Raw genomic sequence first — 20,814 nt, forward strand, 5'->3', positions numbered from 1 at the left:
GTGCCCCCTTGGGTGTCTTGATCTTGCTATGGAGATTGTTGCCCGCGTTCATATGCGCGAGGCGAAGGGCTTGGCGATCTTTTTTCGGCATTTTGATCGGGCTTTCTTTTGCTCACGGCGCAGACTGGCGCTTTGAGCACATACGTCCCACATGATTGTGGAGCGCTTCATGCTTGAAATCTAATTCGGCAGTGGGCTGGAACCGCCTTCGTTCTCCCAATTTTCGTTCCCGCGATCACGGAGCCGATCTGCCTTGATGTCGATGGGGGCTATATTTTGGCGCTCCAACCAGTTTCGGACGAGTTCGGTAGCTTCAATCGGGGTTCGCCCCGTGCAATTGGCAACTGCTCCAACCAACTCGGCCTCATCTTCGATGGCGTTTATGTTTGTCGCCTCAAGGCTCGGCCATTCATCCATCAGCGCATTGCGAAGTTCTGACTTTGCGAGAATTTTCGATATTGATGAGCTCATATCGTATCTGAACATGCGCGTTCTCCTGCCAGGCGACACACATCGCAATCGTCTTGCGAAATGCGAGACACGTTGAAACGATTAGGCTGGCATTGGCTTTATGTGGTGTGCATGACACCAGCATACAATGCAGCATGACTGTCATTCATGTACGCGTTCCGTGTCGGTGGCACGCTCAACCTTTTCTTCGGTTTCCAAAAGGCACGGTCAGTCAGTTAAAGCAGCTATGGGGTCGGATGCCGAATGTCGGCTTCTCTGGCTTCCACAGGCTGCGGAATAGACGCAGGATGCGCTTTTAAGAGTGCGGCTCAGGAAAGGTGAAAATGGTCAAGACCAGCCGGCCGGTTCGACCGGGCGACAACCCGAGGCTTTATCAAGCTGTTGCACGTCAGCTGGCCGGTATTATTGAGGATCACGCCGTTCGAACTCCTCGAGGCGCGTTTGGCAATTGAATCCAGCGCGGCTGGCCTGGCTGCCGAACGGGCCACCAAAGCTGACGAAATTGCCCTTGAAGAATGCATCAAGCAAATGGAGGAGGAAACAGATGTACTGCTGCTTCATGAGCAGGGCGATCGTAATTTTCACATGACGATCGCGCGCATGACGGGCAATGCGGTTATCGTTTCAATGGTGGAAGCGCTCTGGCAGCAACGCGATCAGTCGCCCATGTGGCGAAGATTGCACGATCACATCTACCGCTGCAACGTTGTAAGATAAATCGACGAGGATCGCGTTGCCTGTCGTTATAACCGTAGTGTCCGTTTTTAGCGATGCTCGGTTTGGAACTTAGCGACGGCGATGGGGCCCGGTCCTGCCGTCCAGCTTCGCGATTTGCACAGCAACACCGAACGGCTCCTATTGGATGAGTTTGCGGGCAGCTTATAGCTCCCAAACGTTTGAAACTGACGATCGCAAGGGATGGCGCAACGCTCGCGTTCCACCTTGAGCCCCAATATCGGATAAGCGGACGGCAATCATCGAGCAAGCCCACCATTGAGATGATAGGTGTCCTATACACGGAAGGGCGTAGTTCGGTCCAATCCACCCATTGGGGCAGCACAGATCCTGTCATGGCGCGGGGCCTGAGGCATTGCGATCGGATAATCTGCCGTTCTGGCGTATCGAACCGTCCATGTTACTGTCTCGCGTCGCGCCAGCGGCGCCACGCGGCTGCCAGCTCGATCATCCAGAGGAGCCCGTCCCATTCCGGCGCCTCGAGCGGATCGCTCATTTGTCCGGCGGGGCGGCGTCCATTTTTCCCGATCACAGAAGCGATCAGCGGATCGTGCATAGCTGCGTCTTCCAACAGGTTGCGATTTGCTGAAGATAGGGCCAATTTGCGGGAAGCATAGAACGTGGAAGGAAAAGGGTCGTTCATTGATGAAAAACGAAAATTGGGAGGACATCCGGCTATTTCTCATTGTGGCACGGCGTGGAGGGCTGACGGGGGCTGCGCAGGAGACAGGTATGAGTCCGCCGACCATCGGGCGACGCATGCTGGCGTTGGAACGGAGCATGGGGCGCTCGCTGCTCGTGCGCGGTCCGACCGGGTATAGTCTGGCAGTGGACGGACAGATTCTCTATGAACGGGCCAAATCCATGGAAGCCGCTGCGCACTCGATCATCGAATGGCAGCAGGACATCCTGAAGCTGCCTATCGTCTCTATTGGAGCCGACACGTGGACCTTGAGGCTGATTATGGAAAATCTGTCGACGATATGGACGCCATCCGATTCCTTCCGTATCTGCCTTAAGGTATTCGACGCCGGGATCGATTTCACCTATCGCGATGCCCACATCGGCATTGTTGCCGACAGGCCGGTCAAGGGTAACGCGGCGACCCGCCCAGCCGGGCGCCGATCTTATGCGCCCTATCGCTCGCTATTGGCGGCACCCGAAACCGAGGGTAATTGGGTGTCACTGGGCACGGACACAGCGCCGGCGTCATGGATGCGCTGGACATTCTCTCAAGCGCACCTGCCCATCATCGCCTGGACCAATTCCCAAACCGGCCTGCTCGACCTGATCCGGGCTGGCGCGGGCACTGGCGTTCTCCCGTGTATGGTGGGTGATAAAGACCCGCTGATGACGCGGGCCGGGCCGGTGATCAAAGAACTCGAGCATGCGAGCTGGCTCGTCATGCATGATGACGACCGCCACCGGCAGGAGGTACGTCTTACTATCGACCGGCTCGGCGCCTTTCTGACGGGGTAGAAGGGCAAACAAACAGCGGAACTTGCCGCCAACGATGGAAATCATGGACGGGATCGTATCCACCGTCGGTACGGCGCAAGGCCTTGTTGGGCGCTCACAATGAGACGTGATGCGGTCCTCCACGCGCGCTGCACGACGAGCGCTTTCGCCTCGTCCACGCTCGGCAAGGCCTCCGGCGGGGACTCACTTTCCAAAAAGGCGCGAATGTTGATTGTCGCTGAGATCTGACCCGGTATTTGGAGTGAACCCCTGGGACTGGACCCATGTTTGAACGCTATCCTGCTCGTTTTGGGCGGGAGTTTGAGGAGTGTTAGACATGGCGTTTTTGAGCGTTATCCGGCGCTGGCATTTCCGGGACGGTTTTTCGATCCGGGAGATTTCGCGGCGCACGGGTCTGTCCCGGAATACCATTCGCAAATATCTGCGGTCCGATACGGTTGAGCCGAAGTTCAAGGTGCCCGAGCGGCCGAGCAAGATCGATCCTTTTGCCGAGAAGCTATCAAGCTGGTTGAAGGCCGAGAGCCGCAAGCCCCGCAACCAGCGGCGCACGGTCAAGCAGATCCATGCCGATCTGACCATCACCCTTGCTGCGCCATCGGGAAAACTGATCGCAAGAGCAATCTCGTTCGTCGGCTTTGGTGGCTCGCTCCGCGGTCAGGTTTGCCGCGTTGGATTCGATTGTCAAACGAGCGTCGAGAAGTTCGAACTACCCGAGCCTCACATCGATATCCTGTAGTTCAAACACATTCTCGAGGACCGAGCGAACCGAGCTCCGGCGAAAAATTGCAGTGCCGGTCCGACCACGCACCTCGACGGGTCGATATGTCAGGGATCGATCCGGAAGGGCCGCAGCTTTGCGTCAACTTGGTTTCAAGTCATTTGCCATTTTTGTTGATATATCTATTCGCTTGGAACTTAAGTCGATCTCATAGGCGCTAACTCGGAAGGGTCCAGGTATGGAGACGATGCCTCACCCTGAAGCGTTGCGGCGACCGGCCACGGGTGCAAGCAAAAGACTGAGCGCCAAAAAAGGCAGCAGGATCGCAAACACAACACGTAACCCGGCCGTCTCAGCGATAAAGCCGAAGCCGGCAGGTACACCGAAAGTAGCGATCAACATGACCATCGACATGGCAGCCATGTTATCGGATGGTGAGCGACCAGGAAGTCGCGAGACGACCATAACCCCTATTGGAGCATTGAGAGCGACGCCTGCGCCCAGGATAGCCAAGGCCAGGCCGGCAACGTAGGCATTTTCGGCCATGAGCAGGATTGAGACGCCGACCGCTCCCAGGCAAGCGCTACCGCGCACGAGGGTTGCCGCCGACAGATGCGCACGCAGGCTATCGCCCAGCATGCGGGTGGCTCCCATGCCTATGGTGAAGGCTGCAAAGACAAGTCCTGCACTTGCTGCGTCGGTTTCCACGATTTCAAGAAGGAAAAACATCGACCAATCATAGATTGTACCTTCGGTAAGCGAAATTCCGATCACCATTGCGCAGACAAGGAGTACCGCTCGGTCGGGCACTGCAAAGATCGGCCGTTTTCGGCCCCGTGGAGCTGCGAGGACTGCGTTGCTGGGGGCGATGGCGAGAAAAAAGGCGATAAGAAGGGTCACGGTAAGGCTTGCTGCCGACTGATGCCAGGCGGGAGACAAGCCCAGCCCTATCAATCCACCTGCCGCAAGCGAACCGGCAAACAGACCCACCGACCAGAATCCGTGGCTGCGCGAGAGTACCGATGTGCCGCTCGCAGTCTCGATACCGATGGCCACCATGTTCTGGCCAACGTCGAGAAAGGTGCGAATGAAGCTATAGGTGGCAAACAGGATGGGAATGAAAAAGCCAGGCGAAAGCGCAAACAGCGGCATTATCGCGGCATTGGCCAACAGCATTGTTGCTGCAGCTATGCGCGGTGTCAGCCTGTCGACGAGCGCGCCGGCAATGGGCAGGGCCAGTAATGTGCCCAACGGCATGCCCAAAAGTGCAAGCCCGAGTTCTGCTTTGTTGAGCCCAGCGCTCTCGGCAATATGAGGCAAGCGGGTAAAAAGCGTGATGTGCATGAGTGCGTTGGAGAAAAACAGCAACGCAGGTGCCAGAAGCAGGGGCATGGAAAAGCAACTCGCAGAGGAGAGAACAGGGGAAGTGCGGTCAGGCGGCGCGCACGGGGGAGGCAAGGCTGAGATCATCTGCGCGATGGCACGCGACCACCTGGCCAGACCCGGTTGGACGCAGCACGGGCACGCTGGAGCGGCATTGAGTGCTTGCGTAGCGACAGCGGACAGCGAAAGCGCAGCCCCGTTCGGTGGCGCCCCCCGAAGGAGCGTGACCTTCGATACGCAACGAGGGATTCATGCGACGGCCCTTGCCGGGGATAGCAGCCAGTAGCGCCTCGGTATAGGGGTGGCAGGGTGTGTGAAATATGGCTTCGGTGGCCCCCATCTCCACGATCCGGCCAGCATACATCACAGCCACGCGATCCGAGACATTGGCGATGACGCCCAAATCATGGGAAACGAAGAGGTAGGTCAGGCCCAAATTTTCCTGTAGCCGCTTCATAAGATTGATGATCTGGGTCTGGACCGAAACGTCGAGTGCAGAAACGGCCTCATCGGCAATAACCAGCCTGGGGTTCGAGGCCAGTGCACGAGCGATCGCAATGCGCTGGCGCTGACCGCCGGAAAAGGCGTGCGGGTAGCGGGTGGCATAGTCGGGACTCAGCCCCACCTCGCCCAGCAACGCCTCCACGCGGGTATAGATTTCGGCGCGGCTCATGGTGGTGTTGACTTCGAGAACCTCACCAATGATGTCGCGCACGCGCATGCGCGGGTTGAGCGAGCCTGTGGGATCCTGAAACACCATCCGCATATCCCGGCGCAAAGTGCGTGCAATCGCGCCTTTGGCCGTGTGGATATCAATTGGGCCATCTTCGGCTTCGAAGGTGATCGTGCCACCATCGGCGCGGTGCAGCCCCACTAGGGTCCGGGCAAGGGTTGACTTTCCGCAACCGCTCTCACCGACCAAGCCGAGTGTCTCGCCCCGGGCAATGGTGAAGGATACCTCGGAGACGGCCCGCACATGGCCCACGGTGCGTTCAAGAAAGCCTTTGCGAATGGGGAAAACCTTAGTGAGCCTTTCCACGCGGAGCAGAGGCAGGGCTTTGGCGGTGGAAACGTTGGTGGCTACAGCGGCGGGTTGGAGCGCGGTTGCCGGCAGGGCGAACTGGCTCGCGAACTCGCCCAGGGCATGGCAGGCGGCAGAATGATCGGTGCCGACCGTGACAGCCTCCGGGACATGGGTGTCGCAAATTCCGGCCCGCGCGATATCGCAGCGTGTGCGGAAGGGGCAGCCCGAGGGGCGGTTGGCCGGGGCAGGCACCATGCCGGGGATGGCGCGGAGCGGACGATTGAAATCCCCGTCCAGTCTCGGCATGGAGGCGAGCAGGCCACGCGTATAAGGGTGCTTGGGGTTAGCCAGCACTTCGGCCGCTGGACCCTGTTCGACGATCCGCCCCAGATACATCACCGCCACTTCGTCAGCGATTTCCTCCACCACACCCAGATCGTGAGTAATGAACAACACCGCCATGCCTTGTTCAGCCTGCAAGCGACGCAGCAGATCCAGAATGTTGGCCTGGGTGGTCACATCGAGTGCGGTTGTCGGCTCATCGGCGATCAGAAGGCGCGGTTGGCAGATAAGTGCCATAGCGATCATCGCGCGCTGTCGCTGTCCTCCTGAAAGCTCGAATACATAGCGGTCAACGCGAGTTTCGGGCTCGGGCATGCCGACCTGGCGCAACATATCGATGGCCGCCGCACGTGCTGTCTTTGCATCGATCTTGCGATGGAGTTGCAGCGCCTCGATGATCTGGTTGCCCACCGTATAGAGGGGCGAAAGAAAGCTCATCGGCTCCTGGTGAATCATGCCGATTTTACCACCACGGACAGCACGGAGTTCCGGGCTGTCGAGGTGGAGCGCAGTAATGTCGCTATCGCCCAATCGGATGGTGCCGCTAGTGATTTTGGCCTGAAGGTCGAGGACTCGGAGGATGGATTTGGCCGTCACGGACTTGCCGCAGCCGCTCTCGCCCACAAGACACACGGTCTTGCCGCGCGGAAGGGACAGGGTCAAACCATCCACCACCCGGACCGGACCGTTGCGGGTTGTGAAATCAATGCTGAGATCGGAGATATCGAGCAGGGTGTCCGAAGAAGTCATGGTGTCACACGTCAATCGTCATAGGGGTCGGCTGCGTCGCGCAGCCCATCGCCAAGGAAGTTGAGAGAAAGTACGGAAATCACCACGGCAGCACCGGGCAGGAGTAACCAGGGCGCCGAGGCGATTGTGCGCACATTCTGTGCTTCCTGAAGCAGCACACCCCAGCTCACGATTGGGGTTCTCAGCCCGATGCCGAGATAGCTGAGCGCAGTTTCCGCCAGGATCATGCCTGGGATGGCAAGAGTGACGACCGCAATGATGTGACTCACGAAACTGGGCAGCATGTGGCGGAAAATGACCCGTACCGGCCCGCATCCATCCAATCGTGCTGCCTTGACGAAATCCTCACTACGCATGGCCAGAAAGCGTCCGCGAACCACGCGGGCGAGACTTGTCCAGCCCAGGATCGAGAGAATCACGGTTATCAGGAAATAGACTTGCAAGGGCGGAATGTTTGCGGGAATCGCGGCTGCGAGACCGATCCAGAGTGGAATGGAGGGAACCGACTGGATGAACTCGATGTTGCGCTGGATAAGATTGTCGACAAGGCCGCCAAACAGACCGGATATGCCGCCAATCAGGATACCTAACACGAGGCTGATGGCCACGCCCACAAGACCGATGGTCATGGAAATGCGCGTTCCATAGATGGTGCGGCTGAAATTGTCTCGACCGAGGCGGTCTGCACCAAAGAGGTAGAATGGGTCACCAGCATTGAGCGGTCCAAACAGGCGAAGGTCGGATTCGATCAACCCGAGCAGCCGGTATGGTTCTCCGCGCACAAAAAGGCCGATATCGATGATCTCCTCATCGGAAATGGTAAAGATACGGCGGCCGGAATTGTAGTCGATCACCGCTTCGTAGCCCTTTACATGCGGCCGGAACTGCCAATCACCCTCGACTTGAACGCCCAGTGCGAAGGGCTGGGGCGGCGCGAGGGTGTAGCGCGGGTTGTAGGCCTCGAGCGTTACAGGCGCCAGAAACTCAGGTATGAGGGCCACAACATAGATCAGCAGAACCACTATGCCGCCTGCAACGCCAAGCCTGTGGCGCACGAATTTGCGCCACGTCAGTTGCCACTGGCTTTCATTGCCTAGGCCGCGAACCGGATCGTCGGTCGGGGCCAAGGGCGCTGAGGGATCGATGGAAGTCATAATACTATCCCTGTTGGTAACGGATGCGGGGGTCGAGCCAGCCCAGAACGAGATCTGACAGCAAGGTTCCCAGCACCACTAGGACCGACAGCATCAGGATGAAACTTGCAGCCATGTTCATGTCCTGGGTGCGCAGTGCGTCCAGAAGCAGTGGTCCCGTAGTTTGCAGACCCATGACAATGGCAACGATCGTGCCCCCGGAAATGATATCGACGAAAATGTCGTTCTGGCTGGAAACGAAGGGATTGAGGGCGTGCCGCACCGGGTATTTGAGCAGAAGCCGGGTTTCCACCATTCCCTTGGCACGCGCGGCTGTCACATAGGGCTTGCGCACCTCGTCAATTAGGTTGGCACGGATAACCCGGATCACATTGGCCGTCCCGGCCGTACCTAAAACGATCATGGGCAGCCAGAGATGGGCAAAAAGGTCCATGACCTTGCCCCAGCTCCAGGGCGCTTCGACATATTGGGGTGAAAAAAGGCCCCCCACATGCTGGCCGAACACAGTGAAGGCCACATACATCACGGCGAGTGCCAGGAGAAAATTGGGAATGGCTAAGCCAAGGAAGCCAATGAAGGTGAAAACATAGTCGCCAACCGAATAGCGACGAACAGCGGAATAGATGCCGATAGGGATGGCAACGACCCAAATGAACAGCAGGCTTGCCACCGAGAGCACGACCGTCAGTCCTATTCGGGGCCAGATGACCTCACTGACTGGCAAGTTCCACGAAAAGGAATAGCCAAAATCTCCGCGCAGCACGATGCCTGAGATCCAGGTCCAATATTGGGTTAGAACCGGGCGGTCGAGGCCGTAGGCGGCTCGCAGGGACTGAATTTCGGTCGCAGTCATTGTGTCGCCGAGTGCAGCACGCTCCTGCGCCAGGCGATCAACGAAATCGCCTGGAGGAAGGGCGATCACCATAAAGGATATGAATGAAACGGCGATCAATGCCGGAATGGCGTAGAACGTACGCCGGATGACGAAACTCAGCATGGCTTGCACCGATTGAAAACATTAGGACGCGCGGGCAGCCAAGCTGCCCGCGCCTGTTGCGTTACTGAGCGAAGTAGTAGGTGGCGAAGTTAGAAGGAGCGGGCCCCGGATAGAGCCAGCCTTCGATAAACTCCTCTGGGACGTTTCGCAGGTCGTTGCTGACCGAGCGGTAGAAGCCAGCGGGTGTGGCAAGGCCGATCGAAAGGAACTCTTCGGCATGAAGGTCGGTGAATTCCTTCATCAGGGCCTCCTGCTCTTCGCCCACCCTGGTGGGGATGATCGAGCGCAGCTCATAAAGGCGCTGTATATTTTCCGGCGGAGTCACCGGCTCGACACCATCGGCAAGGGTGGCGCCGGGGTTGAGGCGCAGGGTATCCCAGGCCGCCCAGCCATCCCAATTGCCCTTCGACCAATAGCCATAATGGTTCATGAACCTGTCAAGATTGAGCAGCGGAAGCTGGCCGCAGCCGTTCTCGCCCACCCAGACCACAGCATCGCGATCAGGTGCTGAACGGAAATTGCCGAACAGTTCGTTGGCGTGGTAGCGGATGGTGACATCAAGGCCAACCTGCTGCCAGGTCCGCTCGATAAGCTGGAAGGCATCGACTGTATCGGGCTTGAAGTCGGCGTTGATATCGACGGTGAAGCGGAAGGGCTCTCCGTCAGGGCCGACGCGCACCCCATTTTCATTGCGAGGCAGGATGCGGTCGAGATATTGGTTGGCCTGATCGAGATCGAACTCGGTGTAATTCTTCGCCATCGCCTCGTTATAGAAAGGCGAATTGGGGAGCGGCGCCGGTTGGAATGGTTCGCCCTGGCCAAGATAGACCGTGTCGATGATTTCCTGCCGGTTGATGGCATGGGACACGCCGACGCGGAAATCTTTGGACTGGAAGACTTCGGCCCGGACCGGGTCGGTATGATTGACGGAGAAGTTGAGGACGGCTGTATTGTAGTCGCAGCTCGTAGCGTTGACCAGGCGGTAACCGCCGGCGTCCTGATTGTCGAAAAACACCGCACGATTTTGAGGAATGGAAATGTTGCGCGGGGAGATGGTTATGTTGCCCTGGATGACCTGAAGAAGTGTCACCTCCGCGTCAGAGGTGTGCATCCAGGTGCGGTTATCTATATAGGGTAGTTGCTGGCAGTCGGCATCGACGGCGAAGTAGTAGGGGTTCCGAACAAAAGTGATCCGCTCCTTGCCCAGTATTGTGTCCGTGGCAATCCAGCCATGAACCGAGGGACGATCGGGGTCGTTGAACTGGGCGGGGTCATTGTAGGAACCGACATTACCCTGCCACCAACTCGCATAATTGGTGGTGCCGGCGGCCTGCATCAACTCGGCCACGCCTTCTGGATTGGCGTCGATGTCGAAGCGTTCCATATAGTGAGCGGGGAACTGCACGACGCGCTGTCCATAAGGGCCGGCCATGTGCTGGAGGAACAGCCCATTGGGCTTGGTCCACTCGAACCGGACCGTGAAATCGTCCACCTTGGTGACGGCGGGAAACTCCCCGTCCACGGCAAATTCACCCCTTGGACCGCCGGTCATGATCTTGGGATTGTTTTCGACGCGATCCCACCAATAAAGGATGTCGTCAGCGGTGAAGGGGTGGCCGTCAGACCATTTCATGCCTTCGCGAAGAAAGAAGGTGTATCGCGTCGCATCCTCGCTGATCTCCCAGCCCTTGGCGATGGCAGGCACCACCTCGGAGCCATCCACGCTCCAACGCACGAGCGGCTCGTAGCCGAAATGGCGCTGGTCGGCGAGATTGCCGCCACCCCAGCTATCGACGAGCGTTCCGCCATAGGTGCCGATCTCGGCAGCGCGGATGACAAGCGGTTCTTTGGGAAGACGCTGCTCGACCGGGGGAAGGTCGCCAGAAGCGACGCGGTCCGCCAATTGCGGCGCCTCGCCAAATACCGAACACATAGCGCTGGCGGTGGTTTCCTGCGCCATCGCCGGGACACCGGAAATGGCCGTTGCAGCGAGCAGTCCCGCCAGCATGGCCGAAGTCGGCTTCTTGATCATGACTCTATATCCTCGATTTGACACTGATGTCGGGGGCGGCGAAACGCCTTGCCTGTGAATACGGTGGACGATCTACACGGGCTCGTTAGCAAAGCTATGACAGACATCTTGAAAACGGTTTCAAGAATGTGTTTTCTGTGCGTTCGAAACGGGATGAGTTGGGCACCAGTTCGCATGCTCTCGCAATACAGGTGCAAAAGCTGAAGGGTGCTGAGTATGGCGACGATCAAGGATGTTGCACGCGTTTCTGGAGTTTCGATCGCGACGGTATCGCGCGTGCTCAATGAGTATCCGCATGTAAAGCCGGACATGCGGGCGAAAGTCAAAAGGGCTATCACCGAACTCAACTATGCGCCCAATCGGCTGGCGTCGAGTTTTCGAACGCAACAATCACGGGTTGTCGGGGTTTTTCTCCGTCAGCAGCGGACTCCGTTTTCCAGTGCAGTGGCCTATGCAATCGAAGACACTCTGTTTCGGGCCGGGTACCGGGTCTTGATCTGTTCGACCAATGGCGATGCGGATCGGGAGGAAACCTATGTGCGCTCAATGCTGGAGTTGCGGACCGAAGGGGTGATCATTCGACCGTCCGGATCGCGCGCCAGCACGTTGCGCAACGTCTCGATGCTGCGGGACGCCGGTATCGCCGTGGTTTTTACCGATATGTGGCACAAAGTTCCTGGGGTGAGCGGCGTGGTTTGCGACAATTTTGCGGGCGGCCACGAGGGTATGCGACACCTTATCGAGCAAGGACATCGGCACATAGGAGTGATAGCCGGTCAAGGCGCGCAACTCCAAAAACGCATCGCCATCGGCAATGTGGGAAGCGAGCGGGTACGCGGTATTCTCAAGGCCAGTCAGGATCTCGCCAGTGATGTGACGCTGAGGTTTTCCCATCCATTCACTGGTGAATCCAATCTCGACGTGGGGCGTTCGGAGACCCATGCCCTCTTGGACCGGCATGCCGGCATTACGGCAATCTTTGCTACTACCGACATGCTCGCCGTAGGAGCGATGCAGGCAGCCCACCAGCGCGGGATCGATGTGCCAGGGTCACTTTCGGTCCTTGGCTATGATGGCATCATGGAATCGGGCATCACCTACCCGGCTTTGTCGACCGTGCGCCAGCCGATCCATGAAATGGGGCAACGCGCGGCGCAAGCCTTGCTTGCCCATATGAAATACCCCGAGACTGCCGTGCAATACATCGTGCTCGAGAACACCATACTTGCCCGCGGTTCCACGGCACCACTATTTTGAAAACGTTTTCAATTTTTTGTCGTTTGGATGCCATGCGAACCGCTTAAACACCGCGTCCACCGCAAATTTTCCAACGAGTTCGCCTTGATGCTATACGATCCCTATGCCGCTGTCGTTGCCTTGCCCACCCCCTCCGATCTGGCGCTGGCAGTGCGCCTCGCGCCCGTCATCCGGTTTGCGGCGAACGAGCCGTTTCTGCCAAGCAAAGTCGGTATCACTGTTCTTGACGCGCCAGGCCGATCACCGTCGGCACCGCTGGACGTTACGTTCGAGCATGGCGTGGTTCGCGCATTGGAATACGCCATATGGTGGGATTGGGACATTCAGCATCTCTACGAGCTCGAACATATCTGGCTCAAGCTAGACGCCGAGGGCGCTGTGGTCGACGTGTGTGCAAGCGCGCACGGCAAGTTGGTCCCCATGCGTCGAAGCGATGGATCACTGCCGGTCGAAGACGGGCGGATCACGCTCTATTCCGAGCCGGGAAAACATGCCTTCCATGCCGAGTCACAATCGATCATCGACCGTAGGGAGCAGCTGACGGCGTGTTGCACCGCCATGACCAGCGCTGGACACGTGCTTGTCAATCAAATGTTTAAGGAGCGATTGGCCGCCGTCACGGCCGAAGACCATCGCGCCGTCCGTCGTCATCTGCAAAACCGGGCCTTCTTGCCGGTATTTGACTTTTCCAAAGCCTTCGATCTCGCGCAGGTCGAGTGCATGTCCTGGCCCGATCTTTACACCTATATTGGCCCGCGCGTATTGCAGGTGCTTGAGCAGGTCCGTGCCAATCAACCATTGATTAGGGCAGTGTTTCTGGACAGTGGCGACACTCTGGTGGACGAGGCAACTGAAGTCCGGGATGTCGATGACCATGTGGTTGAAGCCCAGTTGATCCCGGGCGCCAAGCAAATGGTCGAGAATCTGGCTCTCGACGGCTATCGCATTGTGCTCGTGGCTGATGGGAGCCTCAAGAGTTTCGCCAATATTCTTGGTGGACATGGGGTATCCGAATACTTTGTAGCCGAGATAATCTCAGAAGCCGAAGGGTGCGAGAAGCCGGCCGCCAAAATGTTCTACGCAGCGCTTACTGCACTAGGATTGACGGGGGACGATGCGGGCTCGGTTGTGATGGTTGGCAACCACCTTGGTCGTGATATCAAGGGAGCAAACGAGCTCGGCATCATCTCCATTTGGCAGAACTGGTCTCCGCGGCGCAGCAAGACCCCCTCGGATATCTCAGAGGTTCCTACCTATACCATCGCCAATCCTTCTCAGCTTCCATTGCTTCTTGCAGAAATCGAATGCGCTTGGGGGCGGACAGCGCTAAATCCGGTTTGGGATAGCTAGATGTGAATTTTTGGCATTGCGTCCTACAGTCCGCCCGCGCTCGCTTCGACAATCTCGGCGATTTCCTGCGCGGTGAATTCTGTATTGTTCAATGCACCGAGATTTTCGTGTAGCTGTGGCAAGGCTCTCACCTCGATCAATACCAAAGCCAATGAGCTGTTTCCCGATAATTGGACGCTAACGTAAGCTACGAATTGTTGTCTGCTGGGCTTCGATGAGATGGAAACCAGAGATGTCGAAACGCAAGCAGCATTCGCTCGAGTTCAAGGCGAAGGTCGCCAAGGAAGCATTGAAGGGCGAAGAACCGATATCGGAATTGGCGAGCCGGTTCGGTCTCCACCCCACGATGATCCATCAATGGAAACGGGCATTGCTTGAAGGAGCATCCGGTGTGATCTAGGCGCTCCGGCGATCAGGAGAAGGCACGAACGCCTCCAGTAGCTCGGCAAGTCCGCTTTCAAAATCGTCGAGCATTGCCCCCCGCCGTTCGTTTCCTTCCTAGGCAGCCACAGCGAGGGCGGCGCCATGCGTGTAGTCGACAAGGATGTGCGTCCAACGCAAGGAGCGTTGCGACGAGAGACCGAGTTCGCTCAGGAGGCTGATCAGGTCTTCAGTTATTCTCTTGGCGTGATCGGGGAAAACGGACGGCCGGACAAAAATCGCCAAGGTCAGAGCAGGATGCAGGACCACCTTGGCGTAGTAGGCCATGAGGAGGCCGCGCAAACGTGCATGCGCATCGCCCTTTTCTGGCGCAGCCACGTCTGCGTACACCCAGTCTGCCAATGACCTAATCAGTCCATCGCGATCCTTGAAGTGGTGATAGATCGTCATGGGATTGATACCCACGCGTATCGCCAAAGCGCGCATGGTTAAGCGGTCGAGACCGTCAGCATCGAGAATCCTCAACGCCTCGGAAAGAATGCTCTCCGGTGAAACGGTCTTTCCGTCTAATGGCGGCCGACCTCGCCCCCTTGCTGTCATTTCATCACTTCATAATGAGATTGAACCAATCCGGAAGGAAAAGACCTTGTGCTCTTGTGCGAAAGCTCCACATCGCGCTGACCGCCGCCGAAAAGAGGGCGGCCAGAGCCGAGCAAGATTGGCACCCTCGTGATCACCATGTCGCTAATCAGGTCGAGTGCGAGGAAGGATTGAATAATGCGTCCCCCATCTACATAGGCGCGTCGTGCGCCCTCGGACTGAAGCATCGCCATCGCACCTTCCGGGGACTTGTCGGAAAAGCGTACCTTTTCGCTCAGCTCCGAAGGAACTGCCTGTTGGGCTAGTTGTGCCGACAAAACCAGTACCGGCCGGTTATAGAACCACTCTCCCATGCTTCGGACCGACTCGTAACTGCACCGCCCCATCACGATGACGTCGATGTCTCTTATGAAGTCGTCATAGCCATGATCCTCGCCAGCTTGGTCGTGCTTGAGCAGCCAATCGATATCCCCGCTTTCGCGGGCGATAAAGCCATCAAGGCTCGTTGCAATGAATACGTGTCCGGTAATCATCTTCAACCCCATAATTATATGTTGTATAAATAACGGGGGTTTGACCTTTGTCAACGCGCTTGACTGTCCGCTCCCACCCTTTGCCGCTCCGATAGCCGCCGTTCCGCTCTCCACCCCGAAGGGGCCGTTTATTGTCGCTGTGCTAGGCGCGAATCTGAACGGAAGAACCCCACCCCTTTCCAGACAATTGGGCTCGAAATTGACAATCGCGAAGGCAGCCGTCGAGCGTGTATCGCCTAGTATGCATCAGGCACTGTGCTATCATAGGGTATGAGCGTTCTAGTTAGGTCTATCATGCCCATCGACGCGAGAAACGCGTTAGAAGTCCACCATGCCGCTGTGCATGTTACCGCCGCTCGGGATTATACATCGTCTATTTTGGAAGAGTGGGCGCGACTGCCGATTACTGAGGAAGCCGTCGAGCAGTTTAATGCTAATCCTGAGCAGGAAATCAGGCTCGTCGCAGAATGGGAAGGCAAGGTGGCGGGCTTTGCAGCGATTATTCCGTCTAATTCCGAATTACGCGCCTGTTACGTTTCACCGAAAGCCGGCGGTAGAGGAATAGGCCGCGCTTTGGTGCTACAGCTCGAGCATATTGCCGTGAGCGAGGGAGTGACCTCGCTTTGGCTCCGATCATCCTTAACCGCACACCCACTTTATGAAGCTTTGGGGTACGAGACCGAAAAATTTGGAGAGCATACTCTGAGTTCGGGGCTGCGGATGGCCTGCGTTTACATGCGGAAAACGCTCACCCCCTCAATCTGATAAGATACGCTTGTTCTCCCGACAGGAGCCGTCGCAACACCGGGGATTGACAACATTCGAACTTTGGCCCGAAAGCAGGCGCGAAGGCCGCAACTATGATGCCCTACTCTTGATGCCATCCTACCTGCTGATCATACTCGGCCTGACGGACGTCACCGGCCAGCCGGGCTGCGCCCACTTGCCTTTCTGCTTCCCAATCTGCATGTATATCCCAATTGAATATCCCACATGCAGGAGGTGGACATGACCAGCTCAACCGTTTTCACCAGCAACCGCAGCCAAGCGGTGCGCTTGCCTAAGGCCGTTGCCTTTCCCGAAAACGTGCATCAGGTCGATATTCTCAAGATCGGCCGCAGCCGCGTGATCGTGCCCAAGGGCAAGAGGTGGGACGACCTGTTCCTGCACGGGCCGCGAAAAGTTTAACAAACTGGCGGAACAACTTTGCATATCGAGCATAACTCTTGGGCAGTTGCATTATGGCGCGGAGAAATCCGCCCGGCGCACCGAAAACCTTTCCGCAATCGAGCATTTCGTGGCGCGGCTCGACGTTCTGCCGTTCGGAGACAAGGCCGCTGCCCATTACGGGCAGGTCCGGGCCGAGCTCGAGCGTGCGGGAACGCCCTGCGGACCGCATGATATGCAAATCGGCGCCCATGCCCGCAGCGAAGGGTTGATCGTGGTAACGAACAACATGAAGGAGTTCGTTCGGATGCCCGGCGTCCGGGTGGAGAATTGGGTATAGGTACTTCTGGCTGGAAAGCTACCAACGGACGTTGGAATGCTGTTTCTCGTCAATATGACAAGGCGTACCGCTTAAGCCCTGGCTAGACGCCAAGGGACGGCCGGCTCCGCAACGAATTGCCCAATCTTTCCTATCTTCAGGGCTTTCAGACTGTAGGAGGCGCGCACCGGCTATGTGCGGATAACCCAGTGGTCTTCGCGCCGCCTGAATTCTCGGCTCGGGTCATGCGGAAGGGCAAACACACTGAGTCTGGCGTCAAATTTCCGACCTAGGTCCGAAACTAAACTGATTGAGCATTGCTGTGTGTCGGAATTCGCCTTCTGGATGACAATACGACCGGCGGCGACCCATGTTTGCTGCAAGCCGTGGCGTATCACCAGCGCCGACAGCATAGCGCTGAAGTACCGGGAAAGCTCATTAATTACATGCCCATCAGAAGATCTCTCGGAGATTAGCAGGATGACCATTTTTTCTTCGCTAGCCTGATCCATCCAGTTTCTGCATTGGCCCATGGCCCAATAGCCATCGAGATCGTTATTTCTGCTGAAGAATACCGCAAGTAGGTCGTTGCAGATGCCTTGAAGTGCAGTACGTCTTGCCATGCGATTGTCTCAAATATCCAGACCAAGCCAAACGGTTAACTCAATCGATAAGCGACTGCAAACGACCCCATTGTGGTCGGTTTCACACTTATGCCGGTCTCCCGAAAGCTGCCTCTCCGCCAACAGGTCTTCTGGTGGCGTGGCCGGAGCACACAGCATCCACATAAGGATTGAGCGTGCCCCTTGGCAAGGGCATGGGCGTCACGAGGAGCCGAAGCATCGGCTCCTCACCGGCCCCAATGCCAGGAAGTCCCGCTCAAAGTGAGACGTTTACGACGCTGTCGACGAATTGAGCGAAAGAAATTGGCGGACGACCGATCACCTGTTCGACGACCTCTGAGACCTCCGTTGCGAAGCCGTTACGGATCGCTAATTGATCGCGCACCACCACTTCGGCGAAAGCCGCGGGGAGTCCAAAGCCAAGCATCATTGAGCGAAACTCATCCTCGGTTAGCGCACCATAGGAGATGGTGCGCCCCGTCGACCGCGCAAAGACTTCAACGCCCTCGGATATTGAAAACGCTTGAGGCCCGGTAAGGGCGTAGATTTGGCCGGTATGCCCCGGCTGTGTCAGTGCAACAGCCGCGACAGCCGCAATGTCGGTTGCGTCGATAAAGGCAGCTTTTCCCGAACCGGTTGCGGTCTGAACACGTCCGGCAGCAAGGCCGGGCGCGAAAAAGCCTTCGCTGAAGTTCTGGTAGAAGCCGCTGGGACGCAGGATCGTCCACTCAAGGCCCGAACCCATGATGGCGGACTCCACCTTGCTTCGCCCAGACATTGGCGGTTCATGCGGGAAGCTCACACCCAGCGAGCTAAGCCCTACCACCCGCGCAACACCGGCTTGCCGGGCAGAATCGAGAAATGCTGTGACTTGCCCTGAAGGGTCCTCCACGAGATCGGGGCCGACAAGGTACACGGCGTTTATGCCTTCGACAGCCGGTTGCCAGGTTTCGGGGCTTGCCCAGTCGAACAGTACATGGCCAGTCAGTTTCTTACGACTTGCGGGCCTTGCGGTAACCGTATTGCCGGCCAGCATTGGCACGAGGCAGCGGCCAGTTTTGCCGGTGGCGCCGATGACGAGTATCTTCTTATGCAAAGCGAGCGCTCCATTGGTATTTGGGAAGCCCAGACCTATGTTGGTGCCGGACAACACTCAACGAACCACGAGGTATGTAGACAATGAATACCGATGCCTTGCGGCACAGCAACGTATTACCAGGTGCGGTACATGATCGGGCGAACTGCCCTGTTGATACGGCGATTTCCGTTATCGCTGGAAAGTGGAAATTGCTCCTGCTTCGTCCGCTCTATCTGCATGGTCCTCTGCGCTACAATGCACTGCTACGTTTGGCATCGCCTATTGCTGCGAAAGAGCTCACCCGAAATCTTCATGAGCTGGAGTATGCGGGTCTGGTCAAACGTCGCCCCCAGGACGACACGAACAGCGATGCATACGAGCTTACGGAACTGGGCAAAACCCTGGAGCAGACGTTCCGGGCGCTCGGCGAATTTGGGACGACCTATCTACGATCGCGCAGAGCTACGTGAACAATCAACTTGGGGTAGGATGCCCGGGATGATAGCCGCTTTCCTAGATACGCTGCCCAGAAGCCGTCAGGCAGGAAGCCACCCGTCGGAGCGATTCAGTGTTGCTGTACAAACCGCGAAGCTGAATCGGCAAGGGCCGCAGCCATTTCATACGCCTGCCCTAGAAACGTCAAGCATCGGAAGCAGCCGTCAACGCGGCGTGTTGGCGATAAGATGCGTTGCCCCGCTCCTAGCGAAGCAGGGCGTTGTTCATTACCCGGCTCGGGCAAATACCGTTGCTGCCGTGAAGATGTAATAGCTCAACCCGGTTTGTATTCCTTCATATACTGCCCGATGAAAATCGTCTTCGAGGAAAAACTCTGCCTCTTCCAGGAAAGAATGGGCGGTTGTCGGGTAAATATTATCATTCACGTAGGCGATATGCTGGCCTACCGCCGATTTCACCTCATCATCATGCGCTGGTTTTCCCTCATATCGCTTGGCAGTTAATTATGAGAATGGCTTATCAACGATTTCAATGAGATAGCCGCGCGCTTAATTTGAGAATGTGCACTTAACTTGATAATCGAGCCGGGTCATTGGCATTTAATATGAGAATCAGCGTTAGCAAAGTGGCGGCGTTGAATTTGCTGAGGACGGCGGATGAACGTCAAGGAATGCACGGCCTTCACGCTAATTACGATGGCAGTTAAATTGAGAATCCGAGCTTCGCCATTCTCACAATTAACAGCACAACATGACTGAAACGACCGCATTCTCGCGATTAACTGCCAAGCGACAGCTGTCCACGCAAGCTGTTTGTTTTGGGCAATCGCCCCCCCGTCCGCAGGCTGATAACCCAAGCCCAGCCACTCATGGACATTTTCGCGCTCGAAGCGCGCCAGTCATGCCATCTGGTCATCGAGGATCAGGGGCAGGCCCTGGTGGCGGCGCAGGCGCACTGCCCTGCCAACTGGGAATTCGGGGTTCGGGCCGGAGCCGAAATCGATCTTTTGGGCACAGGCTCGGGCCAAACGCTTCTGGCCTTCCAATCCCCCGCCGCGCGGGAGTTGCTGATGCTGCGCTGGCAGGGCAGCCCTAGGCTCGACCGGCTTGCAGCCCTTGAACCCCAGCTCAAGACCTTTCTCGCACAAGGCCATCGCGTTGGAGACAGCCACCAGATTCGCGGCATTGTCGACATCAGTGTGCCAATCCTTTCCCCCCGCGGCTATTGCGTCGCGATCCTGACCTGCCCCTACATGGAAAGGCTTGAGGAACCGAGCCAACCAGGCGTGGAAGACACGCTTGCGATCCTCAAGGCCGCGGCACGAAAGCTTTCCATCGGCTAGAGTGTTTCCAGAATAAGTGGGCATCGTCGAGTCTGTCGGTTCGGCCAGCTATGTCTCTTGTGATGGCAGGTCGGAGATTTCCGCATTATGGAAAGCTGAACGGCTCAGTGCAGCAATTGCCACGCTTCTGTGCTTGATGCCAAGGCAAGGGAATTTATGGATCGAAGGACAATTCAATGTACAGAGTGACGCGGCTAGATATAGAGGATGCACGCATTCTGATTGCGGGGGCGGCCGAGAAGGCCCGCGAGATCGGAGTGCCGATGTGTATAGCCATAACCGACGAATCCGGTCAGCTCATCGCGTTTGAACGTATGGATGGCGGCAAGGTCACGAGCACCACGATTGCCATCGACAAGGCATTCACGGCCGCCGGGGCCAAGCGCGCCACCCATGACTATGGCGCCGTCAGCCAGCCCGGCAAGCCTGCCTATGGCATCAATTCTGCAATTGGCGGGCGGCTGATGGTCGTGGGCGGCGGTCTACCGGTCATTGTCGATGGCGAGGTGGTTGGCGGGATCGGCATCAGCTCGGGCACGCCCGATCAGGATCAAGCCTGTGCGCAGGCGGGGATCGATGCATTTCTGTCTGCGCAATAGAAAGCATATTGATGGCATCTGCGG

At 57.3% G+C, this 20,814-nt stretch carries 21 protein-coding genes and 3 pseudogenes; 12 read left to right on the plus strand and 12 right to left on the minus strand.

Annotation, left to right across the window (positions count from 1 at the left end; all coding sequences use genetic code 11):
- Positions 1-180: 180 nt before the first annotated feature.
- A complete protein-coding gene (locus tag EO133_RS13735; protein ID WP_127073223.1) occupies positions 181-486 on the minus strand; it encodes a hypothetical protein in 306 nt (101 codons plus the stop codon).
- Positions 487-852: 366 nt separating this feature from the next.
- On the opposite strand from EO133_RS13735, the gene EO133_RS13740 reads away from it, so the two are divergent.
- Positions 853-1,188 carry a FadR/GntR family transcriptional regulator gene (locus EO133_RS13740; protein WP_244640607.1) on the plus strand — a complete coding sequence of 112 codons (336 nt, stop codon included), beginning with the start codon at positions 853-855 and terminating at the stop codon, positions 1,186-1,188.
- 418 nt (positions 1,189-1,606) lie between these two features.
- Here EO133_RS13740 and EO133_RS20305 read toward each other — a convergent pair whose 3' ends face one another.
- Complete coding sequence (locus tag EO133_RS20305; RefSeq protein WP_164735019.1) at positions 1,607-1,762, minus strand: hypothetical protein; 156 nt, start codon at positions 1,760-1,762, stop codon at positions 1,607-1,609.
- A gap of 89 nt (positions 1,763-1,851) precedes the next feature.
- On the opposite strand from EO133_RS20305, the gene EO133_RS13745 reads away from it, so the two are divergent.
- Both EO133_RS13745 and EO133_RS13750 read left to right on the plus strand, forming a co-directional pair.
- Complete coding sequence (locus EO133_RS13745) at positions 1,852-2,685, plus strand: LysR family transcriptional regulator (protein ID WP_127073225.1); 834 nt, start codon at positions 1,852-1,854, stop codon at positions 2,683-2,685.
- Between the two features lie 316 nt (positions 2,686-3,001).
- Positions 3,002-3,259, plus strand: a pseudogene (locus EO133_RS13750) (IS21 family transposase); the annotation flags it as partial.
- A gap of 396 nt (positions 3,260-3,655) precedes the next feature.
- On the opposite strand, the gene EO133_RS13755 reads toward EO133_RS13750, so the two are convergent.
- The 5 genes from EO133_RS13755 to EO133_RS13775 all read right to left on the minus strand — a co-directional run bounded on the left by EO133_RS13755 (position 3,656) and on the right by EO133_RS13775 (position 11,085).
- Positions 3,656-4,795, minus strand: coding sequence for an MFS transporter (locus tag EO133_RS13755; RefSeq protein ID WP_127073226.1), 1,140 nt, complete (start codon positions 4,793-4,795; stop codon positions 3,656-3,658).
- A 40-nt stretch (positions 4,796-4,835) separates the two neighbouring features.
- Entirely contained in the window at positions 4,836-6,902 is a 2,067-nt protein-coding gene (locus tag EO133_RS13760) for an ABC transporter ATP-binding protein (RefSeq protein ID WP_127073227.1), read from the minus strand.
- Between the two features lie 11 nt (positions 6,903-6,913).
- The gene (locus EO133_RS13765) at positions 6,914-8,056 is read right to left on the minus strand and encodes an ABC transporter permease (RefSeq protein WP_127073228.1); all 1,143 of its coding nucleotides are present in this window, start codon (positions 8,054-8,056) and stop codon (positions 6,914-6,916) included.
- Positions 8,057-8,060: 4 nt separating this feature from the next.
- The gene (locus EO133_RS13770) at positions 8,061-9,053 is read right to left on the minus strand and encodes an ABC transporter permease (protein ID WP_127073229.1); all 993 of its coding nucleotides are present in this window, start codon (positions 9,051-9,053) and stop codon (positions 8,061-8,063) included.
- A gap of 61 nt (positions 9,054-9,114) precedes the next feature.
- Complete coding sequence (locus EO133_RS13775) at positions 9,115-11,085, minus strand: ABC transporter substrate-binding protein (protein ID WP_127073230.1); 1,971 nt, start codon at positions 11,083-11,085, stop codon at positions 9,115-9,117.
- A 216-nt stretch (positions 11,086-11,301) separates the two neighbouring features.
- Between EO133_RS13775 and EO133_RS13780 the strand changes: the two genes are divergently transcribed.
- The gene (locus EO133_RS13780) at positions 11,302-12,342 is read left to right on the plus strand and encodes a LacI family DNA-binding transcriptional regulator (protein WP_127073231.1); all 1,041 of its coding nucleotides are present in this window, start codon (positions 11,302-11,304) and stop codon (positions 12,340-12,342) included.
- An 87-nt stretch (positions 12,343-12,429) separates the two neighbouring features.
- Complete coding sequence (locus EO133_RS20435) at positions 12,430-13,692, plus strand: HAD family hydrolase (protein ID WP_206513520.1); 1,263 nt, start codon at positions 12,430-12,432, stop codon at positions 13,690-13,692.
- Positions 13,693-13,715: 23 nt separating this feature from the next.
- Here the strand turns inward: EO133_RS20435 and EO133_RS20695 are convergent, their stop codons facing one another.
- Positions 13,716-13,844 carry a hypothetical protein gene (locus EO133_RS20695; RefSeq protein ID WP_280516083.1) on the minus strand — a complete coding sequence of 43 codons (129 nt, stop codon included), beginning with the start codon at positions 13,842-13,844 and terminating at the stop codon, positions 13,716-13,718.
- Between the two features lie 80 nt (positions 13,845-13,924).
- On the opposite strand from EO133_RS20695, the gene EO133_RS13790 reads away from it, so the two are divergent.
- On the plus strand, positions 13,925-14,092 hold the full coding sequence (locus tag EO133_RS13790) for a transposase (protein WP_206513521.1): 168 nt from the start codon (positions 13,925-13,927) through the stop codon (positions 14,090-14,092).
- 98 nt (positions 14,093-14,190) lie between these two features.
- Here the strand turns inward: EO133_RS13790 and EO133_RS20570 are convergent, their stop codons facing one another.
- A complete protein-coding gene (locus EO133_RS20570; protein ID WP_280516082.1) occupies positions 14,191-14,673 on the minus strand; it encodes a TetR/AcrR family transcriptional regulator in 483 nt (160 codons plus the stop codon).
- Positions 14,670-15,206 (minus strand): dihydrofolate reductase family protein, encoded by a 537-nt coding sequence (locus tag EO133_RS13800; protein WP_127073233.1) that lies wholly within the window; start codon positions 15,204-15,206, stop codon positions 14,670-14,672. Before EO133_RS13800 ends, EO133_RS20570 begins: the two co-directional genes overlap by 4 nt.
- Before the next feature lie 294 nt (positions 15,207-15,500).
- Between EO133_RS13800 and EO133_RS13805 the strand changes: the two genes are divergently transcribed.
- The 3 genes and pseudogenes from EO133_RS13805 to EO133_RS13815 form a co-directional block, all read left to right on the plus strand.
- Complete coding sequence (locus EO133_RS13805; RefSeq protein ID WP_164735020.1) at positions 15,501-15,971, plus strand: GNAT family N-acetyltransferase; 471 nt, start codon at positions 15,501-15,503, stop codon at positions 15,969-15,971.
- A gap of 243 nt (positions 15,972-16,214) precedes the next feature.
- A pseudogene (vapB, locus tag EO133_RS13810) lies at positions 16,215-16,385 on the plus strand (type II toxin-antitoxin system VapB family antitoxin); the annotation flags it as partial.
- Positions 16,381-16,713: pseudogene (locus EO133_RS13815) on the plus strand (type II toxin-antitoxin system VapC family toxin); the annotation flags it as partial. The pseudogenes vapB and EO133_RS13815, both read left to right, overlap by 5 nt.
- Positions 16,714-16,883: 170 nt before the next feature.
- Here the strand turns inward: EO133_RS13815 and EO133_RS13820 are convergent.
- Both EO133_RS13820 and EO133_RS13825 read right to left on the minus strand, forming a co-directional pair.
- Positions 16,884-17,315: a hypothetical protein gene (locus EO133_RS13820; RefSeq protein ID WP_127073236.1), complete on the minus strand. Its 432-nt coding sequence runs from the start codon at positions 17,313-17,315 to the stop codon at positions 16,884-16,886.
- A gap of 256 nt (positions 17,316-17,571) precedes the next feature.
- Complete coding sequence (locus EO133_RS13825) at positions 17,572-18,411, minus strand: NAD(P)H-binding protein (RefSeq protein WP_164735021.1); 840 nt, start codon at positions 18,409-18,411, stop codon at positions 17,572-17,574.
- 83 nt (positions 18,412-18,494) lie between these two features.
- Between EO133_RS13825 and EO133_RS13830 the strand changes: the two genes are divergently transcribed.
- The 3 genes from EO133_RS13830 (at position 18,495) to EO133_RS13845 (ending at position 20,790) form a co-directional block, all read left to right on the plus strand.
- Positions 18,495-18,863, plus strand: coding sequence for a winged helix-turn-helix transcriptional regulator (locus EO133_RS13830; protein ID WP_127073238.1), 369 nt, complete (start codon positions 18,495-18,497; stop codon positions 18,861-18,863).
- Positions 18,864-19,666: 803 nt separating this feature from the next.
- Entirely contained in the window at positions 19,667-20,191 is a 525-nt protein-coding gene (locus tag EO133_RS13840) for an IclR family transcriptional regulator domain-containing protein (protein ID WP_428372661.1), read from the plus strand.
- Between the two features lie 176 nt (positions 20,192-20,367).
- Positions 20,368-20,790, plus strand: a complete 423-nt coding sequence (locus tag EO133_RS13845; RefSeq protein WP_127073241.1) for a GlcG/HbpS family heme-binding protein — start codon at positions 20,368-20,370, stop codon at positions 20,788-20,790.
- Positions 20,791-20,814: the final 24 nt, after the last annotated feature.

Source organism: Pelagibacterium lentulum, from assembly GCF_003992625.1.
GTDB classification, from domain to species: Bacteria; Pseudomonadota; Alphaproteobacteria; order Rhizobiales; family Devosiaceae; genus Pelagibacterium; species Pelagibacterium lentulum.

Bases quoted from the DNA above. Each gene is read 5' to 3' on its own strand.
- EO133_RS20305 (WP_164735019.1), bottom strand. From the start codon at position 1,762: ATGCACGATCCGCTGATCGCTTCTGTGATCGGGAAAAATGGACGCCGC.
- EO133_RS13760 (WP_127073227.1), bottom strand. From the start codon at position 6,902: ATGACTTCTTCGGACACCCTGCTCGATATCTCCGATCTCAGCATTGAT.
- EO133_RS13735 (WP_127073223.1), bottom strand. From the start codon at position 486: ATGTTCAGATACGATATGAGCTCATCAATATCGAAAATTCTCGCAAAG.
- EO133_RS13805 (WP_164735020.1), top strand. From the start codon at position 15,501: ATGCCCATCGACGCGAGAAACGCGTTAGAAGTCCACCATGCCGCTGTG.
- EO133_RS13820 (WP_127073236.1), bottom strand. From the start codon at position 17,315: ATGGCAAGACGTACTGCACTTCAAGGCATCTGCAACGACCTACTTGCG.
- EO133_RS13780 (WP_127073231.1), top strand. From the start codon at position 11,302: ATGGCGACGATCAAGGATGTTGCACGCGTTTCTGGAGTTTCGATCGCG.
- EO133_RS13765 (WP_127073228.1), bottom strand. From the start codon at position 8,056: ATGACTTCCATCGATCCCTCAGCGCCCTTGGCCCCGACCGACGATCCG.
- EO133_RS13845 (WP_127073241.1), top strand. From the start codon at position 20,368: ATGTACAGAGTGACGCGGCTAGATATAGAGGATGCACGCATTCTGATT.
- EO133_RS13830 (WP_127073238.1), top strand. From the start codon at position 18,495: ATGAATACCGATGCCTTGCGGCACAGCAACGTATTACCAGGTGCGGTA.
- EO133_RS20435 (WP_206513520.1), top strand. From the start codon at position 12,430: ATGCTATACGATCCCTATGCCGCTGTCGTTGCCTTGCCCACCCCCTCC.
- EO133_RS13800 (WP_127073233.1), bottom strand. From the start codon at position 15,206: ATGATTACCGGACACGTATTCATTGCAACGAGCCTTGATGGCTTTATC.
- EO133_RS13745 (WP_127073225.1), top strand. From the start codon at position 1,852: ATGAAAAACGAAAATTGGGAGGACATCCGGCTATTTCTCATTGTGGCA.
- EO133_RS13790 (WP_206513521.1), top strand. From the start codon at position 13,925: ATGTCGAAACGCAAGCAGCATTCGCTCGAGTTCAAGGCGAAGGTCGCC.
- EO133_RS20570 (WP_280516082.1), bottom strand. From the start codon at position 14,673: ATGACAGCAAGGGGGCGAGGTCGGCCGCCATTAGACGGAAAGACCGTT.
- EO133_RS13775 (WP_127073230.1), bottom strand. From the start codon at position 11,085: ATGATCAAGAAGCCGACTTCGGCCATGCTGGCGGGACTGCTCGCTGCA.
- EO133_RS13770 (WP_127073229.1), bottom strand. From the start codon at position 9,053: ATGCTGAGTTTCGTCATCCGGCGTACGTTCTACGCCATTCCGGCATTG.
- EO133_RS13755 (WP_127073226.1), bottom strand. From the start codon at position 4,795: ATGCCCCTGCTTCTGGCACCTGCGTTGCTGTTTTTCTCCAACGCACTC.